Source organism: Saccharothrix longispora (assembly GCF_030852425.1).
Lineage (GTDB): Bacteria > Actinomycetota > Actinomycetes > Mycobacteriales > Pseudonocardiaceae > Actinosynnema > Actinosynnema longispora.
The window spans coordinates 602,232-618,633 of record NZ_NSDM01000002.1 but is presented as its reverse complement, the minus strand read 5'-3'; the positions used below and the strand labels follow the sequence as shown (position 1 = coordinate 618,633).

General features: G+C 73.2%; 13 protein-coding genes. 10 read left to right on the top strand and 3 right to left on the bottom strand.

Annotated elements, in window-relative coordinates; all coding sequences use genetic code 11:
- Window positions 1–172 precede the first annotated feature (172 nt).
- Complete coding sequence (gene cutA / locus CKY47_RS07865; RefSeq protein WP_306744995.1) at window positions 173–496, top strand: divalent-cation tolerance protein CutA; 324 nt, start codon at window positions 173–175, stop codon at window positions 494–496.
- A gap of 82 nt (window positions 497–578) precedes the next feature.
- On the opposite strand, the gene CKY47_RS07860 is transcribed toward cutA, so the two are convergent.
- Together CKY47_RS07860 and CKY47_RS07855 are read right to left on the bottom strand one after the other, a co-directional pair.
- A complete protein-coding gene (locus CKY47_RS07860; RefSeq protein WP_306744994.1) occupies window positions 579–2,126 on the bottom strand; it encodes an alanine/glycine:cation symporter family protein in 1,548 nt (515 codons plus the stop codon).
- Between the two features lie 102 nt (window positions 2,127–2,228).
- Complete coding sequence (locus tag CKY47_RS07855; RefSeq protein WP_306744993.1) at window positions 2,229–4,871, bottom strand: FAD-binding and (Fe-S)-binding domain-containing protein; 2,643 nt, start codon at window positions 4,869–4,871, stop codon at window positions 2,229–2,231.
- Between the two features lie 94 nt (window positions 4,872–4,965).
- Between CKY47_RS07855 and fabG the strand changes: the two genes are divergently transcribed.
- From fabG to CKY47_RS07820, 7 genes are all read left to right on the top strand, one after another.
- Window positions 4,966–5,670, top strand: coding sequence for a beta-ketoacyl-ACP reductase (fabG, locus tag CKY47_RS07850; RefSeq protein ID WP_306744992.1), 705 nt, complete (start codon window positions 4,966–4,968; stop codon window positions 5,668–5,670).
- 35 nt (window positions 5,671–5,705) lie between these two features.
- A complete protein-coding gene (gene fabI, locus CKY47_RS07845) occupies window positions 5,706–6,473 on the top strand; it encodes an enoyl-ACP reductase FabI (protein WP_306744991.1) in 768 nt (255 codons plus the stop codon).
- An 85-nt stretch (window positions 6,474–6,558) separates the two neighbouring features.
- Window positions 6,559–7,575, top strand: coding sequence for a ferrochelatase (locus tag CKY47_RS07840; RefSeq protein ID WP_306744990.1), 1,017 nt, complete (start codon window positions 6,559–6,561; stop codon window positions 7,573–7,575).
- A gap of 20 nt (window positions 7,576–7,595) precedes the next feature.
- Complete coding sequence (locus CKY47_RS07835; RefSeq protein WP_306744989.1) at window positions 7,596–8,063, top strand: YcxB family protein; 468 nt, start codon at window positions 7,596–7,598, stop codon at window positions 8,061–8,063.
- 41 nt (window positions 8,064–8,104) lie between these two features.
- Entirely contained in the window at window positions 8,105–8,902 is a 798-nt protein-coding gene (locus tag CKY47_RS07830; protein WP_306745011.1) for an Rv1486c family protein, read from the top strand.
- A gap of 428 nt (window positions 8,903–9,330) precedes the next feature.
- Window positions 9,331–11,148: a glycoside hydrolase family 6 protein gene (locus CKY47_RS07825; protein ID WP_306744988.1), complete on the top strand. Its 1,818-nt coding sequence runs from the start codon at window positions 9,331–9,333 to the stop codon at window positions 11,146–11,148.
- An 88-nt stretch (window positions 11,149–11,236) separates the two neighbouring features.
- The gene (locus CKY47_RS07820; RefSeq protein WP_306744987.1) at window positions 11,237–12,091 is read left to right on the top strand and encodes an aminoglycoside phosphotransferase family protein; all 855 of its coding nucleotides are present in this window, start codon (window positions 11,237–11,239) and stop codon (window positions 12,089–12,091) included.
- Here CKY47_RS07820 and CKY47_RS07815 read toward each other — a convergent pair.
- Window positions 12,075–12,848, bottom strand: a complete 774-nt coding sequence (locus CKY47_RS07815) for a hypothetical protein (protein ID WP_306744986.1) — start codon at window positions 12,846–12,848, stop codon at window positions 12,075–12,077. The two genes, CKY47_RS07820 and CKY47_RS07815, sit on opposite strands and share 17 nt — an antisense overlap.
- Window positions 12,849–13,034: 186 nt before the next feature.
- On the opposite strand from CKY47_RS07815, the gene CKY47_RS07810 reads away from it, so the two are divergent.
- Together CKY47_RS07810 and CKY47_RS07805 are read left to right on the top strand one after the other, a co-directional pair.
- Window positions 13,035–14,420, top strand: coding sequence for a sigma 54-interacting transcriptional regulator (locus CKY47_RS07810; RefSeq protein WP_306744985.1), 1,386 nt, complete (start codon window positions 13,035–13,037; stop codon window positions 14,418–14,420).
- Entirely contained in the window at window positions 14,417–16,351 is a 1,935-nt protein-coding gene (locus CKY47_RS07805) for a VWA domain-containing protein (protein ID WP_306744984.1), read from the top strand. The genes CKY47_RS07810 and CKY47_RS07805 overlap by 4 nt, the downstream gene beginning before the upstream one ends.
- Window positions 16,352–16,402: the final 51 nt, after the last annotated feature.

Sequence of the window (16,402 nt, the reverse complement as noted above, 5' to 3'; positions counted from 1 at the left end):
ACGCCCGCAGCGATGCCTCGGTCTCGACGACGGCGGCGAACACACCATCGTCGGAGAGCAGCGCGGGCGACACGTCCATGAATCCAGGCTATTCGAACACCAGTTCCCATTTCATCACTCGAATGGTCAGAACGAAATGGCCACGGAGTGACGGCCGGCTACGCTCCGGCAGATGAGCGACAACCACGTCGTGGTCATCACCACCACCGACAGCGAGGACGCGGCGGGCACCCTGGCGAGGGCCGTCGTGGAGGCACGCCTGGCGGCGTGCGTGCAGGTGAGCGGTCCCATCCGGAGCGTCTACCGGTGGGACGGTGCGGTCCAGGACGACCGGGAGTGGCAACTCTGGATCAAGACCGCTTACGACCGGGTCGACGAGCTGACCGAGTTCGTCAAGGCGCGCCACGGCTACGACGTGCCCGAGGTGCTGGCCCTGCCGGTGCTCGGCGGCAACACCGACTACCTCGCCTGGATCACCGAGCAGACCCGCGCGTAGCGGCGTCCGCACCACGAGCCGGAGCGGCGGCCCGCGCCCCCGCGGACCGCCGCTCCGGTCTGGTCTCCGCTCCGGCGGGCCGTCAGCCGACCTCGGCGTCCTCGCGCTTCGTCCTGAGGTACTCCTTGAACTCCTTCAGCTCCCGCTTCACCACGGGGGCCAGCAGGTACAGGCCGACGATGTTGAACAGCGCCAGCAGGAACAGCACCGCGTCGGCGAAGTCCAGCACGCTGCCCAGCGTCAGCACCGATCCCACCACGGTGAACAGGCAGAAGATGACGCGGTAGACGGCCTCGCTGCGCTTGCTCTTGCCGAACAGGTACGTCCACGCCTTCTCGCCGTAGTAGCTCCACGTGATGATGGTGGACACGGCGAACAGCACCACGGCCAGCGTCAGCACGTACGGGAACCACGGCAGCACGGTGGCGAAGGACTCGGAGGTGACCGTGACGCCGTCCGGCCTCGGGCCGCCGGCGAACACGGTGGCCTGGGCGTCCTTCCAGAACTGCGTCTGCGCCACGACGATGGTCAGGGCGGTCATGGTGCAGATGACCACGGTGTCGATGAACGGCTCCAGCAGCGCGACGTACCCCTCCGTGACCGGTCGGCGGGTCTTCACCGCCGAGTGCGCGATCGACGCGGACCCGAGGCCCGCCTCGTTGGAGAACGCGGCGCGCTGGAAGCCGACGATCAACGCGCCGATAGCGCCTCCCGCGACGCTGTCGGCGTTGAACGCGCCCGTGAAGATCTGGCCGATGGCGTCCGGGACGGCGGTGACGTTGAACAGGATGACGGTGAGGCACCCCAGGACGTAGAGGATCGCCATCGCGGGCACCAGCTTGCCGGTGACCCGGCCGATGGACTTGATGCCGCCGATGATCACGGCGCCGACCACGAGCGCGAGGACGATGCCGAACACCAGCGCGGCGCCGTCGGTGCCGAGGAAGCCCTCCTCGCCGCCGGTCACGTTGCGGAGCTGGGCGAACGTCTGGTTGGCCTGGAACATGTTGCCGCCGGCGATCCCGAAGAACAGGATCATGGCCGCCGCGCCCGCGGCGAGCACCTTGCCGACGGCCTTGCCCGCCCCACCCGGGAACCGCTCGGCCAGGCCCTTGCGCAGGTAGTGCATCGGGCCGCCGGACACCGTCCCGTCCGGGTGGACGTCGCGGTACTTGACGCCCAGGGTGCACTCGACGAACTTCGTGCACATGCCGAGCAGGCCGGCGAGGATCATCCAGAACGTCGCGCCCGCGCCGCCGATGGTCACCGCCACGCCGACACCGGCGATGTTGCCGAGGCCGACGGTGCCCGACACGGCCGAGCTGAGCGCCTGGAAGTGGGTGATCTCGCCGGGGTCGTCGGGGCTGCTGTGCCTGCCCCGGACGATGCGCAGCGCGGTGGCGAAGCCCCGCACCTGGATGACGCCGAAGTAGGCGGTGAAGATCGCCGCTGCGAGGACGAGCCAGCCGACGATCCAGGGGAACGTCACGCCGAAGACGGTGATCTCGGCGAAGACGAAGCCTGCCACGGCATCCGAGACAGGGGTGAAGACGTTGTTGATCGCTTCCTCGACGGAGGACAGCGCTCCGCCCTCGGCCGCGAGGGTGACGGGTGGTGGACTCGTGGTCATGACCGGTCAGTGGATCGAATCGTGAAGCTCTTGCAAAGGCCTGTTAAGCGTTTCTTGAGGTTCGTCACCCGATCGCAAGCTCGCCTCCCACGACCAGGGGGCCTACAGCCCCAGCCGACGCCTCAGCAGCGTCGCCGTGTGCACGGGTTCGGCGTCCGTGCCGTGCCGCACCTGGGTGCGGCAGCTGAACCCGTCGGCCACCACCGCCGTGCCCTCCGCCGCCGCCCGCACGGCCGGGAACAGCGCCAGCTCGCCCACCGCCATCGACACCTCGTGGTGCCCCTTCTCGAACCCGAAGTTGCCCGCCAGCCCGCAGCAGCCCTCCAGCAGCGACGCGGTCACCCCGGCTTTGACCAGCAGTTCCCGGTCCGCGTCCAGACCGCCCTCCGCGTACTGGTGGCAGTGCGGCTGCACGACCGCCCCACCGCCCGGCGCGCACGGCTCCAGCAGCGGCGAGACGTGCTCGGCGAACGTCCGCACCGAGCCGGCCAGCCGCGCCACGTCCGGGTCGTCGCCCGCGACCTCCAGCGCGTCACCCCGCAGGAACGCCGTGCAGCTGGGCTCCAACCCGACCACCGGCACGCCCTCGCGCGTCCACGGCCGCAGCACCCGCGCGGTCCGCCGGACCACCCGCCGCGCCACGTCCAGCTGCCCGGTCGAGAACCACGTCAGCCCGCAGCACACCGCCGACCGCGGCACCTCCACCCCCTGCCCCGCGTGACCGAGCACCGCCGCCGCGTCCAGGCCGATGCCCGGTTCGAAGTGGTTGGTGAACGTGTCCGGGAACAGCAGCACCCGGTCCCCGCCGCCCGTGCCCGCCGCGAACCGCGACTGGAACGACCGCACCGGCACCGGCAGCGGGCGCGCCGGGTCCACCCCGCCGAACCGGGCGAACCTCGCGCTCACCCGGTTCACCAGGCGCAGCCGCAGCCACAGCGGCAACCACCCCATCGAGTAGTGCGCGGCCGGCCGCCGCCGCCCCGCGTAGTGGTGGTGCAGGAACTCCGCCTTGTAGGTGGCCATGTCCACGTCCACCGGGCAGTCCCGCTTGCACCCCTTGCAGCCCAGGCACAGGTCCAGCGCCTCGCGCACCTCCTCCGAGCGCCACCCGTCGCGCACCACCCGACCGCCGAGCATCTCGAACAGCAGCCGCGCCCGGCCGCGCGTGGAGTGCTTCTCCTCCCGCGTCACCCGGTAGCTCGGGCACATCACGCCGCCGCGCGCGTTCAGGCACTTGCCCACGCCCACGCACCGCCGCGACGCCGCCGCCAGGTCGCCGCCGTCGGCGCGCAGGGCCAGCGCGGCGCGCGTCGGGATCACCGGGGGAGCGACCAGCACCCGCAGGTCGTCGTCCAGCTTCAGCGGCGCCACGACGCGGCCGGGGTTCATCAGGTTCGCAGGGTCGAACGCCGCCTTGAACCGGCCGAACGCGGTGATCGCCGCAGGCGGGTACATGCGCGGCAGCAGCTCCGAGCGCGCCTGCCCGTCGCCGTGCTCCCCGGACAGCGACCCGCCGTGCGCCACCACCAGGTCCGCCGCGTCCCGGAGGAACGACCGCAGCCCCCGCGCGAGGTCGAAGTCGACCCGCACGTGCAGGCAGCCCTCGCCGTAGTGCCCGTAGGTGACGCCCCGCCTGCCGTGCCCGGCCAGCAGCGCGTCGAACTCCCGCAGGTAGGCGCCGAGCCGCTCGGGCGGCACGGCCGCGTCCTCCCACCCCGGCCACGCCTCGCCGCCGTCCGACATCCGCGTCGCCAGGCCCGCGCCGTCCTCCCGGACCCGCCACAGCGCACGCTGCCGCGCCGGGTCGGACACGACCACCGAGTGCGGCGCGAGCGCCGCCGCCCGGCGCGCCACCGCGTCCTCGACGGCCTCCACGAACAGCCAGCTCCGCCCGGGCGGCAGCAGCGAGCGCGAGTCGCCCGCGTGCCGCGCCAGCTCGGCGTTCAGGCCCTCGACCGTCAGCACCCCCGGGCCGCGCAGCTCGGGCGCCAGGTCGGCGGCGTCGTACGGGCCGTCGAAGCCGAGCACCGCCAGCACCCGGCGCGGCGGCGACTCGACCAGCTCCACCGTCGCGCCCAGCACGGTCGCGCACGTGCCCTCCGTCCCGACCAGCGCGCGGGTCAGGTCCGGCAGCGCGTCCAGCCGGTACCCCGAGACCCGCCGGTCCAGGGCGGGGAACCACGCCGGGTCCGCCCGCGGCAGCTCCAACTCCGGCGGGGTGCGCGTGTCGAACCGCCGCCCGTCGGGCAGCAGCACGTCGAGCGCCCGCACGTTGTCGCTGGTCTTGCCCCACGCGATCGAGTGCGCGCCGCACGCGTCGTTGCCGATCATCCCGCCGAGCGTGCACCGCGAGTGCGTCGACGGGTCCGGTCCGAACACCAGCCCGTGCGGCCGGGCCGCGTCGTTCAGCCGGTCCAGCACCACGCCCGGCTGCACCACCGCCAGCTTCTCGTCAGGGTCCACCGAGATCACCCGGTCGAGGTACCGGGAGAAGTCGAGGACCATCCCGGCGCCCGCCGAGTTGCCCGCGACCGACGTCCCCGCGCCCCGGTTGGTGATCGGCACGCCGTGCTCCACCGCCACCGCCACCGCCGCGAGCACGCCGTCCACCGACCGCGGCCGCACCACGACCCGCGGCACGTGGCGGTAGTTCGACGCGTCGACCGAGTACACCGCCCGGCTCGCGCGGTCGTCGAGCACGTCGCCGTCCACCGCGGCGCGGAGTCGTCCCACGAAACCGGTCACCCGCGCAATTGTGATCCACGCCCGGCCGATGGTGGGGTACTTGGGGGTAGCCGATAGCCTCGCACCGCATCAACCAGCAGCGATGGGAGCAAGCGTGTCGAGGTCCGTACTGGTCACCGGCGGCAACCGGGGTATCGGCCTGGCGATCGCCCTGGCGTTCGCCGCGCAGGGCGACAAGGTCGCGGTGACCCACCGCGGGTCCGGCGCGCCCGAGGGGCTGCTCGGCGTCAAGTGCGACGTGACCAGTTCGTCCGAGGTGGACGCGGCGTTCGCCGAGGTCGAGGCCGTGCACGGGCCGGTCGAGGTGGTCGTGGCCAACGCCGGCATGACCGACGACACCCTGCTGCTGCGGATGACCGACGAGCAGTTCGGCCGGGTCCTCGACGCCAACCTCACCGGCGCGTTCCGGGTCGCCCAGCGCGCCTCGCGGGGGATGCTGAAGAAGCGCTACGGCCGGATCGTGTTCATCTCCTCCGTGGTCGGCCACATGGGCGGCGCGGGGCAGGTCAACTACGCGGCGAGCAAGGCGGGCCTGGTCGGCGTGGCCCGCTCCATCGCCCGCGAGCTGGGTTCCCGCAACATCACCGCGAACGTCGTCGCGCCCGGCTTCATCACCACCGACATGACCGACGCCCTGCCCGAGGAGCGCAGGAAGCAGATCCTCGCCCAGGTCCCGGCCGGCCGCTACGGCACGACCGACGAGATCGCCGCCGCCGTCACGTTCCTGGCCTCCGACGCCGCCGCCTACGTCACCGGCGCGGTGCTGCCGGTCGACGGCGGTCTCGGCATGGGCCACTGAAACCCCTACGCACAACACTTTCGGAGGAACAACCCGTGACGGGACTGCTCGAGGGCAAGCGACTGCTGATCACCGGCGTGATCACCGACGCGTCGATCGCCTTCCACGTGGCCAGGGTCGCCCAGGAGCAGGGCGCCCAGGTCGTGCTGACCGGCTTCGGCCGGATGAGCCTCGTGGAGCGGATCGCCAAGCGCCTGCCGCAGGCCGCCCCCGTGGTCGAGCTGGACGTGCAGAACCAGGAGCACCTGGACACGCTGGCCGACCGGCTCCGCGAGCACGTGGACGGCCTCGACGGCGTCGTGCACGCCATCGGCTACGCGCCGCCGACGTGCCTGGGCGCGCCGTTCATGGACGCGCCGTGGGAGGACGTGGCCACCGCGGTGCACGTCTCCGCGTACTCGTACAAGGCGCTGACGAAGGCCGCCCTGCCGCTGCTGGGCCGCGGCGCGTCGATCGTCGGCCTGGACTTCGACGCCCGCCAGGTGTGGCCCGCCTACAACTGGATGGGCCCGGCCAAGGCCGCGTTCGAGTCGATCAACCGCTACCTGGCCCGCGACCTCGGCCCGCAGGGCATCCGGGTGAACCTGGTCTCGGCCGGCCCGGTGCGCACGATGGCCGCGAAGTCGATCCCCGGCTTCGCCGACCTGGAGGCCATGTGGGGCGAGAAGGCCCCGCTCGGCTGGGACGTGGACGACGCCACGCCGGTCGCCCGCTCGGTGTGCGGGCTGCTGTCGGACTGGTTCCCGGCCACCACCGGCTCCATGGTGTTCGTCGACGGCGGCGTGCACTTCCTGGGTCTCTGAGGTCCGACCGCGGTCCGGGTCGGCGTGCCGGTGGTCACGCCGACCCGGTTGTGCGCCCCGGAGGTGTCGGCGCGAGGATGTCGGGGTGAGTTACGACGCGCTGCTCTGGTTGTCCTTCGGCGGTCCGGAAGGTCCCGAGGACGTCCGCCCCTTCCTGGAGAACGTGACCCGCGGTCGCGGTGTCCCGCCCGAGCGGTTGGACGAGGTCGAGCAGCACTACCAGCACTTCGGCGGCGTGTCGCCGATCAACGCGCTCAACCGCCGCGCCATCGACGCGGTGCGCGGGCTGGTGGAGCTGCCGGTCTACTTCGGCAACCGCAACTGGCACCCGATGGTCGAGGACACCCTGGCCGAGATGAAGGCCGCGGGCGTCAGGCGCGCGCTGGTGTTCCCGACCAGCGCCTACGGCGGCTACTCGGCGTGCCGCCAGTACGACGAGGACATCCGGCGCGCCCGCGCGGCCGTGCCGGACGCGCCCGAACTGGTGAAGCTGCGCCAGTTCTTCGACCACCCGCTCTTCATCGAGTCCTTCGAGGACGCCGTGCGCACCGCCGCGGCCGGTTTCGACGACTACCGCCTGGTGTTCACCGCGCACTCGGTGCCGCTGTCGGCGGACGAGGCGTCCGGGCCGCCCGAGGAGGGCGGCCACCGCTACTCGCGGCAGATCGCGGAGGCGTCCCGGCTGGTCGCGACCGCGCTGGGCGTGGCCGACTACGACGTGGTGTGGCAGTCGCGGTCCGGGCCGCCCCAGGTCCCGTGGCTCGAACCGGACATCGTGGACCACGTCGAGGCCCTGCACGCCAAGGGCGTGGCCAACGTCGTGGTGTGCCCGATCGGGTTCGTCAGCGATCACCTGGAAGTGGTGTGGGACCTCGATACCGAGGCCCGTGACCGGGCGGTGGAGCTGGGCATGGGCTTCGCCCGCGCCGCGACGCCGAACGACGACCCCCGGTTCGCCCGGCTCGTCGCCGAACTGGTCGCCGAGCACCTCGCCGGCGCGCCGGTCCGCAAGCTGTCGGGGTTCCCGCTCGCCGGCTGCACGGTCGACGGCGCGCCGTGCGCCGTGCTGTGCTGCGAGCCCGCGCGGCGCCCGGCGAAGTGAGCGGGGCGCGCGGGGTGGGCGTGGACTTCAGCTGGTCCCCGAGACCGGCGGACTGGCGCGACGCGCTGCGGATCGCCGTGCCGCTGTACCGGTGGGCGCCGTGGTTCGCCGCGGTGCTCGCCGTGCTGGGCGTCGTCGTCCTGGTGATGGGCATGACGTGGGCGGGTGTGTTCGCCCTCGCACTGGCTGTGATCATCGTCGCACTGGTGCCCGTGGGCACGGCGGTGAACTTCCACAACCACCCGCTCGCGGCCAGGACGGTCACCGGCACGGCGGACGGCCACTCGCTGCGCATGGCGGTCGGCGAGTCCGCCCGCAGCGAGCTGAGCTGGGACGAACTGCCGGGTTGGGCGGAGACCGGGCGCGGGTTCGTGCTCAGGACCGCGACGACCGCGGTGTACGCGGTGCCGCACCGGGCGTTCGCCGGGGCCGAGGACGTGGCGAAGTTCCGTTCCCTGCTGGTGGAACACGTCGGGCCGGCCGCCTGAACCGGCCCGCCCGACGCGTACCCTCGGCAGGCGTGTCAAGCGTGTCGAGTGCGAGTGCGACGCTGGTCGTCTGGACGTCCGCCTGGCTGCACGGTGCGGCCGCGGCGGACGACGTCCTGGACGCCCTGGGGTTCTGGGCCGGTCTGCACGAGGTGGCCGCCGACGACGACGGCACCGCCACGGCGCTCGACCTGCCGGGCCCCGACGAGGTCCCGGTGGGGCCGGCCCTGCTGCTGGCGTCGCTGCGGCGTTCCTCGGCCGGCGCCGCGCGGCTGGTGCTGCCCGTGCCGGGCGACGTGCGCGGGCTGGGCGGCCAGGGGCCCCTGGTCAAGTGCGCCCTGCGGGCGCGGGAGGCGGCGGTGCTGCCGGACGTCGGTGTCGGCCTGGTGCCCGCGCTGGTGGCCGACGGCGTGCTGCGGTGGACGGTGTTCGACCTGCCGTCGTCCTCGCCCGGTGAGCACGTGCCGCTGGGGGAGGCCGAGCACGGTCTGGCGTCGGCGATGCGCGAGGCCGCCACGGCGCTCGTGACGCTCGACGTGGCCCGGCACCGGCCGAACGTGCGGGCCGAGATCGCCGCGTTGTCGGCGGAGCAGCAGAAGTTGTCGTGGCCGGAGGGGATGCCGCCGCGCGCGCTGCGCGTGCTCCAGCGGGCCGCCGAGGTCGCCGCGATCCTGGAGGTGGCCGCGTCCGACGCGCCCGGCGGCGCCGTGTCGGCGACCGCGACCAGGGCCCGGGACGCGGCGCTGCGACCGCTGTCCGAGGCCGTCCGGCGGGCGCGGCTGGCGGCCGTCGACGAGGCCGTGCGCGTGCTTTCGGACCAGGGCGCCGGCCGTCATTGAGACGAATGCGTCGTCGAATGGATTCGACAATGCTTCGGTGAAGGTCGAAATTGCGCAACCCCCGGCGCGTGTCGTCGAATCGGATATTCGACGACACGGGTACCGGCCGACAATGGGCGCGATGCGCTGAACAGGTGACGCCGAACGCGCCCGTTTGCCCACCGAATCGATTCCGGGCGAACCCGGCTCGCGGATTCCATTTGAGACGGAAGCAATGAAACCGCAGGTCACGGCGCTTCTGGTGGCTTCGCGCACGGGTATAGGCCGGGATTATCTCCAGGTCAACCCCTCGTCAACACCGCGTGTCATGCGTTACCGTTCGTCTGGGAGCGCTCCCAGTCACCCCTTCCGGTTCGCGTCGAATCCCGGTGCGGTGACATGGCCTGGGAGCGCTCCCAGATGGCGATTTGCTCGCAAGGAGGCGATGCATGAGTCTGCGCACGTTCGTACGGTCCCGCAAGGTGGCCGGCGCCTTGGCGGTGACCTCGGTGGCGGCCCTGTCCGCAGCCGGGGTGGTGGCGAGCACCGCCACCGCCAACGCTGCCCCCGGTTGTCGGGTCTCGTATTCGATCACCAACCAGTGGCCCGGTGGATTCGGCGCCAACGTCCAGGTCACCAACCTGGGTGACGCGATCAGCGGTGGCTGGACCCTGGAGTGGGACTTCGCCGCCGGTCAGAGCGTCCAGCAGGGCTGGGGCGGCGTGTTCTCGCAGTCCGGTGCCCGCGTGTCGGTGAAGAACCCGCAGTGGAGCCCGAACCTGGGCACCGGCGCGTCGGTGACCCCCGGCTTCAACGGCTCGTGGAACGGCTCGAACCCCGCGCCGACCTCGTTCCGCCTGAACGGGACGACCTGCACGGGTTCGGTCGGCCCGACGAGCACGACCACGACGACCACCACCACCACGACCACCACCACGACGACGACCACGACGAGCGGCGGTGGCACCCCGGGCACCCGGGTGGACAACCCGTACGTGGGCGCCGGCGTGTACGTCAACCCGCAGTGGTCGCGTCAGGCCGCCGCGGAGCCGGGTGGTTCCCGCATCTCGAACCAGCCCACCGGCGTGTGGATGGACCGCATCAGCGCGATCGACGGCAACGGCTCGCCGACGACCGGCTCGATGGGGCTGGCCGACCACCTGGACGAGGCGGAGCGCCAGCGCGCCGCCCGCTCCGACGGTCAGCTGGTCTTCCAGTTCGTCGTCTACAACCTGCCCGGCCGCGACTGCGCCGCGCTGGCCTCGAACGGTGAGCTGAAGGCCGACGAGATCGGCAAGTACAAGACCGACTACATCGACAAGATCGCGGGCATCGTCGGCAACGCGAAGTACTCGAAGCTGCGCATCGTCGCGGTCATCGAGATCGACTCGCTGCCGAACCTGGTGACCAACGTGTCGCCGCGGGCCACGGCCACGCCGAACTGCGACACGATGAAGGCGAACGGCAACTACGTCGAGGGCGTCTCGTACGCCGTCGGCAAGCTCGGCTCCATCGGGAACGTCTACAACTACATCGACTCCGGCCACCACGGCTGGATCGGTTGGGGCGACACCGTTCCCGAGTACGACAACTTCTACGCCTCGGCGAAGCAGTTCGCTGCCATCCTGGGCAAGAACAGCGCCACCAAGGACAAGATCCACGGCTTCATCACCAACACGGCCAACTACTCCGCGCTGGAGGAGCCGTACTGGACGGTCGACGACAACGTCGGCGGCACCCCGGTCAAGGAAAGGGCCAAGTGGGTGGACTGGAACGACTTCAACGGCGAGCTGGGCTTCGCCACGGCGATGCGCGCCGAGCTGGTCAAGCAGGGCTTCGACAGCGGCATCGGCATGCTGATCGACACCTCGCGCAACGGCTGGGGCGGTCCGGACCGCCCGACCGGCAAGTCGACCTCGACGAACCCGGACGACTACGTCAACCAGTCGCGCATCGACCGCCGCATCCAGAAGGGCAACTGGTGCAACCAGGCCGGTGCCGGTCTGGGCGAGCGGCCGAAGGCCGCGCCGAAGCCGAACATCGACGCCTACGTCTGGATCAAGCCGCCGGGTGAGTCCGACGGTTCGAGCAAGGCGATCCCGAACGACGAGGGCAAGGGCTTCGACCGGATGTGCGACCCGACGTACGGCGGCAACCCGCGCAACGGCAACAACCCCTCGGGCGCCCTGGCGGACGCCCCGGTGTCGGGCCACTGGTTCTCGGCCCAGTTCCAGGAGCTCATGCGCAACGCCTACCCGGCGCTGTGACGACCTCCTGAACGACTGATCGACCGAACACCACCGCGGGCGGTGTCCTCCTGGGACACCGCCCGCGGTCTTCGCCTACGGTCCACCCGTGGACGTGGACGAGATCACCGGACGACTGTCCCTCCGCTTCGGGCCGGAGGTGGCCGACTGGTGCGCCGCCCTCCCGTCCCGGGTGGAGGCCCTGGCCCGGGAGTGGGGCCTGGCGATCGGCCCGGACATGCCGCCCGGCGCGTCGTCGGTGGTCGTGTCGGGCGCCCGCGACGGCCTGCCGGTCGCGCTGAAGCTCAGCCCGGACGACGTCTTCCTGGCCGGACAGACCGCCGCCCTGCGCCACCTCGCGCCGTCGGGCCGCGTGCCCACCGTGCTGGCCGAGGCACCCGGCGCCGCCCTGCTGGCCGCGGTGGTGCCGGGCACGATGGCCGACGAGCTGCCCGTCCCCCCGACGCCGCACGAGTGGGCCGCCCTGGCGGCGGACCTGCACGGCGTCCCCGCGCCGGCCGGCGCCTGGCCGGACCTGCGCGACCGCTGCGAGGAGGCGTTCACCCGCGTCGGCCGCCGCCTGACCGACCCGGCCGTGGCGGCCCACGTGACGCCGGAGAGCTGGGACCGCGCCCGGACCCGCTGCCGGGCCCTGCTCGACACCCAGCCCCGCGTGCTGCTGCACGGCGACCTGCACCTGGGCAACGTCCTGCTCGGCCCGCGCGGCCTGGTGGCGATCGACCCGCGCCCGTGCGTGGGCGACCCGTGCTTCGACGTGGTCGACTACGTCCTCGACGGCGCGCGCCACGAGGGCGTGACCGCACGCGCGGCCGAGGTCGCAGACGCCGCGTCCCTCGACCCCGGGCGCCTGCACGCCTGGGCCCGCGCGCTGGCGCCGATGATCGCCCTGGCGCACCTCGACGACGAGGGGGCGCGCACCGAACTGCTCAACCTGGCGGGGTGACCGGCTCCCGCGTCCCCGACCTGCACCGCTCGCACCGGTCGCGTCCCGGGCGCAGGTACAGCAGCGGGTTGCCGCACGCCGCGCACCACCGGTGCGCCCGCTCGGCGACGCCCGACGCGCCCGCAGGCCCGGCGGGCTCGTACGCGCCGAGCCCGCCGGTCATCTCGCGGTAGCGGGCCAGGTCGCGCACCGGGACCAGGTAGACCCGGTCCGGGGCGGGGGCCGGCGGCACGGCCTCGCGGGCCGGGACCTGTTCGGCCACGTCGTCGACCCTCATGCCGGACCACTGCTCCAGGTACGGGTGGTACCGGCCGCACAGGGTCCGCCGACCGGCGGGGCAGCGGTCGAAGGTGTGCACGTCGCACCGCCGCGCGGTCACGCGGCGCAGCCCGACCGCGGTGAGCGCCCCGCGGCGCGGCACGTCGTCCCACGAGGTCCGGTTGCACCCGACCGAGGGCACCCGGTTGAACCACGACGGGTACCGGCCGGAGCCGGCGAACCACAGCGGCAGCCAGCCGGCGCGGTGCGCGCGGACCGTCCCGCGGGCGACCTGACCGGCGGGCAGGCGACCACCCCTGATCCCGATGGCGGTGTCGGCGACGCCGTGCACCGCGACGTCCGGCACCGCGCCCGGGGCTATCCCGAACCCGGTGCGCGCCCGGAAGCCCGCCGCGTCGGCCGCCCGGAGCCAGTACTCCTCCTGCCTGCGGTGCTCGTCGTCCACCTGCCGGTCGCCGTCCCGCCCGGGCGTCGTCATCCGACCTCCCCGTCACACCCCGGGACCTGCGTAACAGCGCGGGTTCGGCGCGTCTCCGCATTCGTCGGGGTGACCGGGCAGCGTCACCCGGGTGCCGTTCGCCCTCGGCGGAACACCTCCGCACCGGCGCCCGGCTGGAGTCGCTCCACGTCGACCGGTGCCCGGAGCAGGCGTAACTTCGGTCGGGTGACCTCTGAGCACCCCACCACCGCCGGCGCGCTCCGCGCGGCAGGCCACCTGCCGCGCGGGGTGAAGGCCGAGATCCGGGACAACCTGCTGGCCGCTCTCCGCGAGGGCCGCGACCCGTGGCCCGGGATCGTGGGCTTCGACCGCACCGTGCTGCCCCAGCTGGAGCGCGCGCTGTTGGCCGGGCACGACGTGGTGCTGCTCGGCGAACGCGGCCAGGGCAAGACCCGGCTGCTGCGCACCATCGTGGGCCTGCTCGACGAGTGGACCCCGGTGATCGGGGGCGCCGAGCTGAACGAGCACCCGCTGGAGCCCGTCACCCCCGAGTCCAAGCGCCGCGCCGCCGAGCTGGGCGAAGACCTCCCGGTCGTCTGGAAGCACCGCGACGAGCGGTTCGCCGAGAAGCTGGCCACGCCCGACACGAGCGTCGGCGACCTGGTCGGCGACGTCGACCCGGTCAAGGTCGCCCAGGGCCGGAGCCTCGGCGACCCGGAGACCATCCACTACGGCCTGCTGCCCCGGTCGCACCGCGGCGTCATCGCCGTCAACGAACTGCCCGACCTGGCCGAGCGCATCCAGGTGTCGCTGCTCAACGTGATGGAGGAGCGCGACATCCAGATCCGCGGCTACACGCTGCGGCTGCCGCTGGACGTGCTGCTCGTCGCCACCGCCAACCCCGAGGACTACACCAACCGCGGCCGGATCATCACCCCGCTCAAGGACCGGTTCGGCGCGGAGATCCGCACCCACTACCCGCTGGAGATCGGCGCCGAGGTCGACCTGGTGCGCCAGGAGGCCCGGCTGGTCGCCGAGGTCGGGGACCACCTGCTGGAGGTCATCGCCCGGTTCGTGCGGCACCTGCGCGAGTCGTCGGCGATCGACCAGCGCTCCGGCGTGTCGGCCCGGTTCGCGGTCGCGGCGGCCGAGACGGTCGCCGCCGCCGCCCTGCGGCGCAGCGCCCTGATCGGCGAGAACCCGGCCGTGGCACGCCCCGTGGACCTCGACTCGGTGCCCGAGGTGCTGCGCGGCAAGCTGGAGTTCGAGGCCGGCGAGGAGGGCCGCGAGCAGGAGGTGCTGACCCACCTGCTGCGCCGGGCCGTGGCGGACACCGCGCGCTCGACGTTCGCCGGCCTGAACCTGCGGCCGCTGGCCGAGCTGGTGTCCGCGGGCCACCCGGTGGCCACCGGCGAGCGCGTGCCCGCCGGGGACCTGCTGGGCGCGCTGCCCGAGCTGCCGGTGCTGCACGAGGTGGCGCAGCGCGTCGGCGCGGGCCCGAAGGACCCGGCCGGCCGCATCGCCTCGGGCGTGGAACTGGCCCTGGAGTCGCTCTACCTCACCCGTCAGCTGGCCAAGGACAGCGACGACGACCGAACGGTGTACGGATGAGCAGTTACCGCTACGGCCGGTACGTCGACGGGCCCGACCCGCTGGCGCCGCCGACCGACCTGCGCGCGGCGATGGACGAGCTGGGCCGCGAGGTCATGGAGGGCTCCTCGCCCGAGTCGGCGCTGCGCGAGCTGCTGCGCCGCGGCCTGCCGGGCACCCGCGGCCTGGACGACCTGACCGCGCGGCTGTGGCGCAAGCGGGCCGCGATCACCCGGCGGCACCGGCTGGACGGCACGTTGCAGGAGGTCCAGCGGTTGCTCCAGGAGGCGGTCCGGGCGGAGCGGGCGGCGCTGTTCCCCGACCCGGACGACGACGCCCGCTTCCGCGAGGCGCAGCTCGACGCGCTGCCGCAGTCGACGGCCGCGGCCGTGCGCGAGCTGGCCGAGTACGACTGGCGCTCGCCGCGGGCGCGCGAGTCGTACGAGGAGATCCGGAACCTGCTCGGCCGGGAGCTGATGGACCAGCGCTTCCAGGGCATGAAGCAGGCCGTGGAGAGCGTCCGGCCGGAGGACGTGCGGCGCATCCAGGACATGCTGCGCGACCTGAACGACCTGCTCGCCGCCCACGCCAGGGGCGAGGACACCGCGGAGCGGTTCGACGGGTTCATGCGCGAGCACGGCGAGTTCTTCCCGGAGAACCCGAGGACGGTCGACGAGCTGGTCGACGCGCTGGCCGCCCGGTCGGCCGCCGCCCAGCGGATGATGAACTCGATGACCGAGCAGCAGCGGCGGGAACTGGCCGCGCTGTCGCAGCAGGCGTTCGGCGACTCCGGGATCGGGGCCCAGCTCGCGCAGCTCGACTCGCTGCTCCAGGGCATGCGGCCCGGCGAGGACTGGGACGGCTCGGCGCGCTTCCGCGGCGACAACCCGATGGGCCTCGGCGAGGGCGCCCAGGCGATGGCCGACCTGGCCGAGCTGGACGCGCTCGCCGAGCAGCTCGCCCAGTCCTACCCGGGCGCCCGCCTGGAGGACATCGACCTGGAGGCACTGGTCCGCCAGCTCGACGGCGACGCGGGCGTGGACGCGCGCCGGCTCGCCGAGCTGGAGCGCGAGCTGCGGTCGCAGAACCTGCTGGAACGCGCGCCCGACGGCTCGCTGCGGCTCACCCCCAAGGCGCTGCGGCGGCTGGGGGAGACGGCGCTGCGCGGCGTCATCGACGGCGTGCGGGCACAGGGGCAGCGGGACAACCGGTCGGCGGGCGCGTCCGGCGAGCCGACCGGTTCGACCCGGCCGTGGGCGTTCGGCGACACCGAGCCGTGGAACGTGCCGCGCACCGTCACCAACGCCGTGCTGCGCTCGGCGGGCGGGCCGGTGTCGCTGGACGTGGTCGACGTCGAGGTCAGCGAGACCGAGCGGCGGTCGCGGGCGGCGGTCGCGCTGTGCGTCGACACGTCGTGGTCGATGGTGCAGGACGGCCGGTGGGTGCCGATGAAGCGCACCGCGCTGGCCCTGCACCACCTGGTGCGCACGAGGTTCCGCACGGACGCGCTGGAGCTGATCACGTTCGGCCGGCACGCCGAGACCGTGGACATCGGGCAGCTCACCGCCCTGGAGGGAGTGTGGGAGCAGGGCACCAACCTGCACCACGCGCTGCTGCTGGCCGGGCGGCACGTGCGGCGGCACCCCGACGCCCAGCCGGTCGTCCTGGTGGTGACCGACGGCGAGCCGACCGCGCACCTGGAGGCGACCGGCGAAGCCGAGTTCCACTACCCGCCGCTGGACCGCACGCTGGGCAAGACCCTGGTGGAGGTCGACGCCCTGGCGAGGCTGGGCGCGTCGATCACCGTGTTCCGGCTGGGCGACGACCCCCGCCTGACCAGGTTCGTGGACGCGGTGGCCCGCCGCTCGGGCGGTCGCGTCGTCGCGCCGGACGAGGACGGGCTCGGGGCGGCGGTGGTGAGCGACTACCTGAGGTCCCGCAAGCGCCGCTGACGACGGCGGAAGACGGGAGGTGGGCGCGCACCGGCGCGCGGCGGGTGCGCC

Coding starts and splice junctions, on each gene's coding strand:
- cutA (WP_306744995.1), top strand. CDS start 173: ATGAGCGACAACCACGTCGTGGTCATCACCACCACCGACAGCGAGGAC.
- CKY47_RS07860 (WP_306744994.1), bottom strand. CDS start 2,126: ATGACCACGAGTCCACCACCCGTCACCCTCGCGGCCGAGGGCGGAGCG.
- CKY47_RS07825 (WP_306744988.1), top strand. CDS start 9,331: ATGAGTCTGCGCACGTTCGTACGGTCCCGCAAGGTGGCCGGCGCCTTG.
- CKY47_RS07815 (WP_306744986.1), bottom strand. CDS start 12,848: ATGACGACGCCCGGGCGGGACGGCGACCGGCAGGTGGACGACGAGCAC.
- CKY47_RS07805 (WP_306744984.1), top strand. CDS start 14,417: ATGAGCAGTTACCGCTACGGCCGGTACGTCGACGGGCCCGACCCGCTG.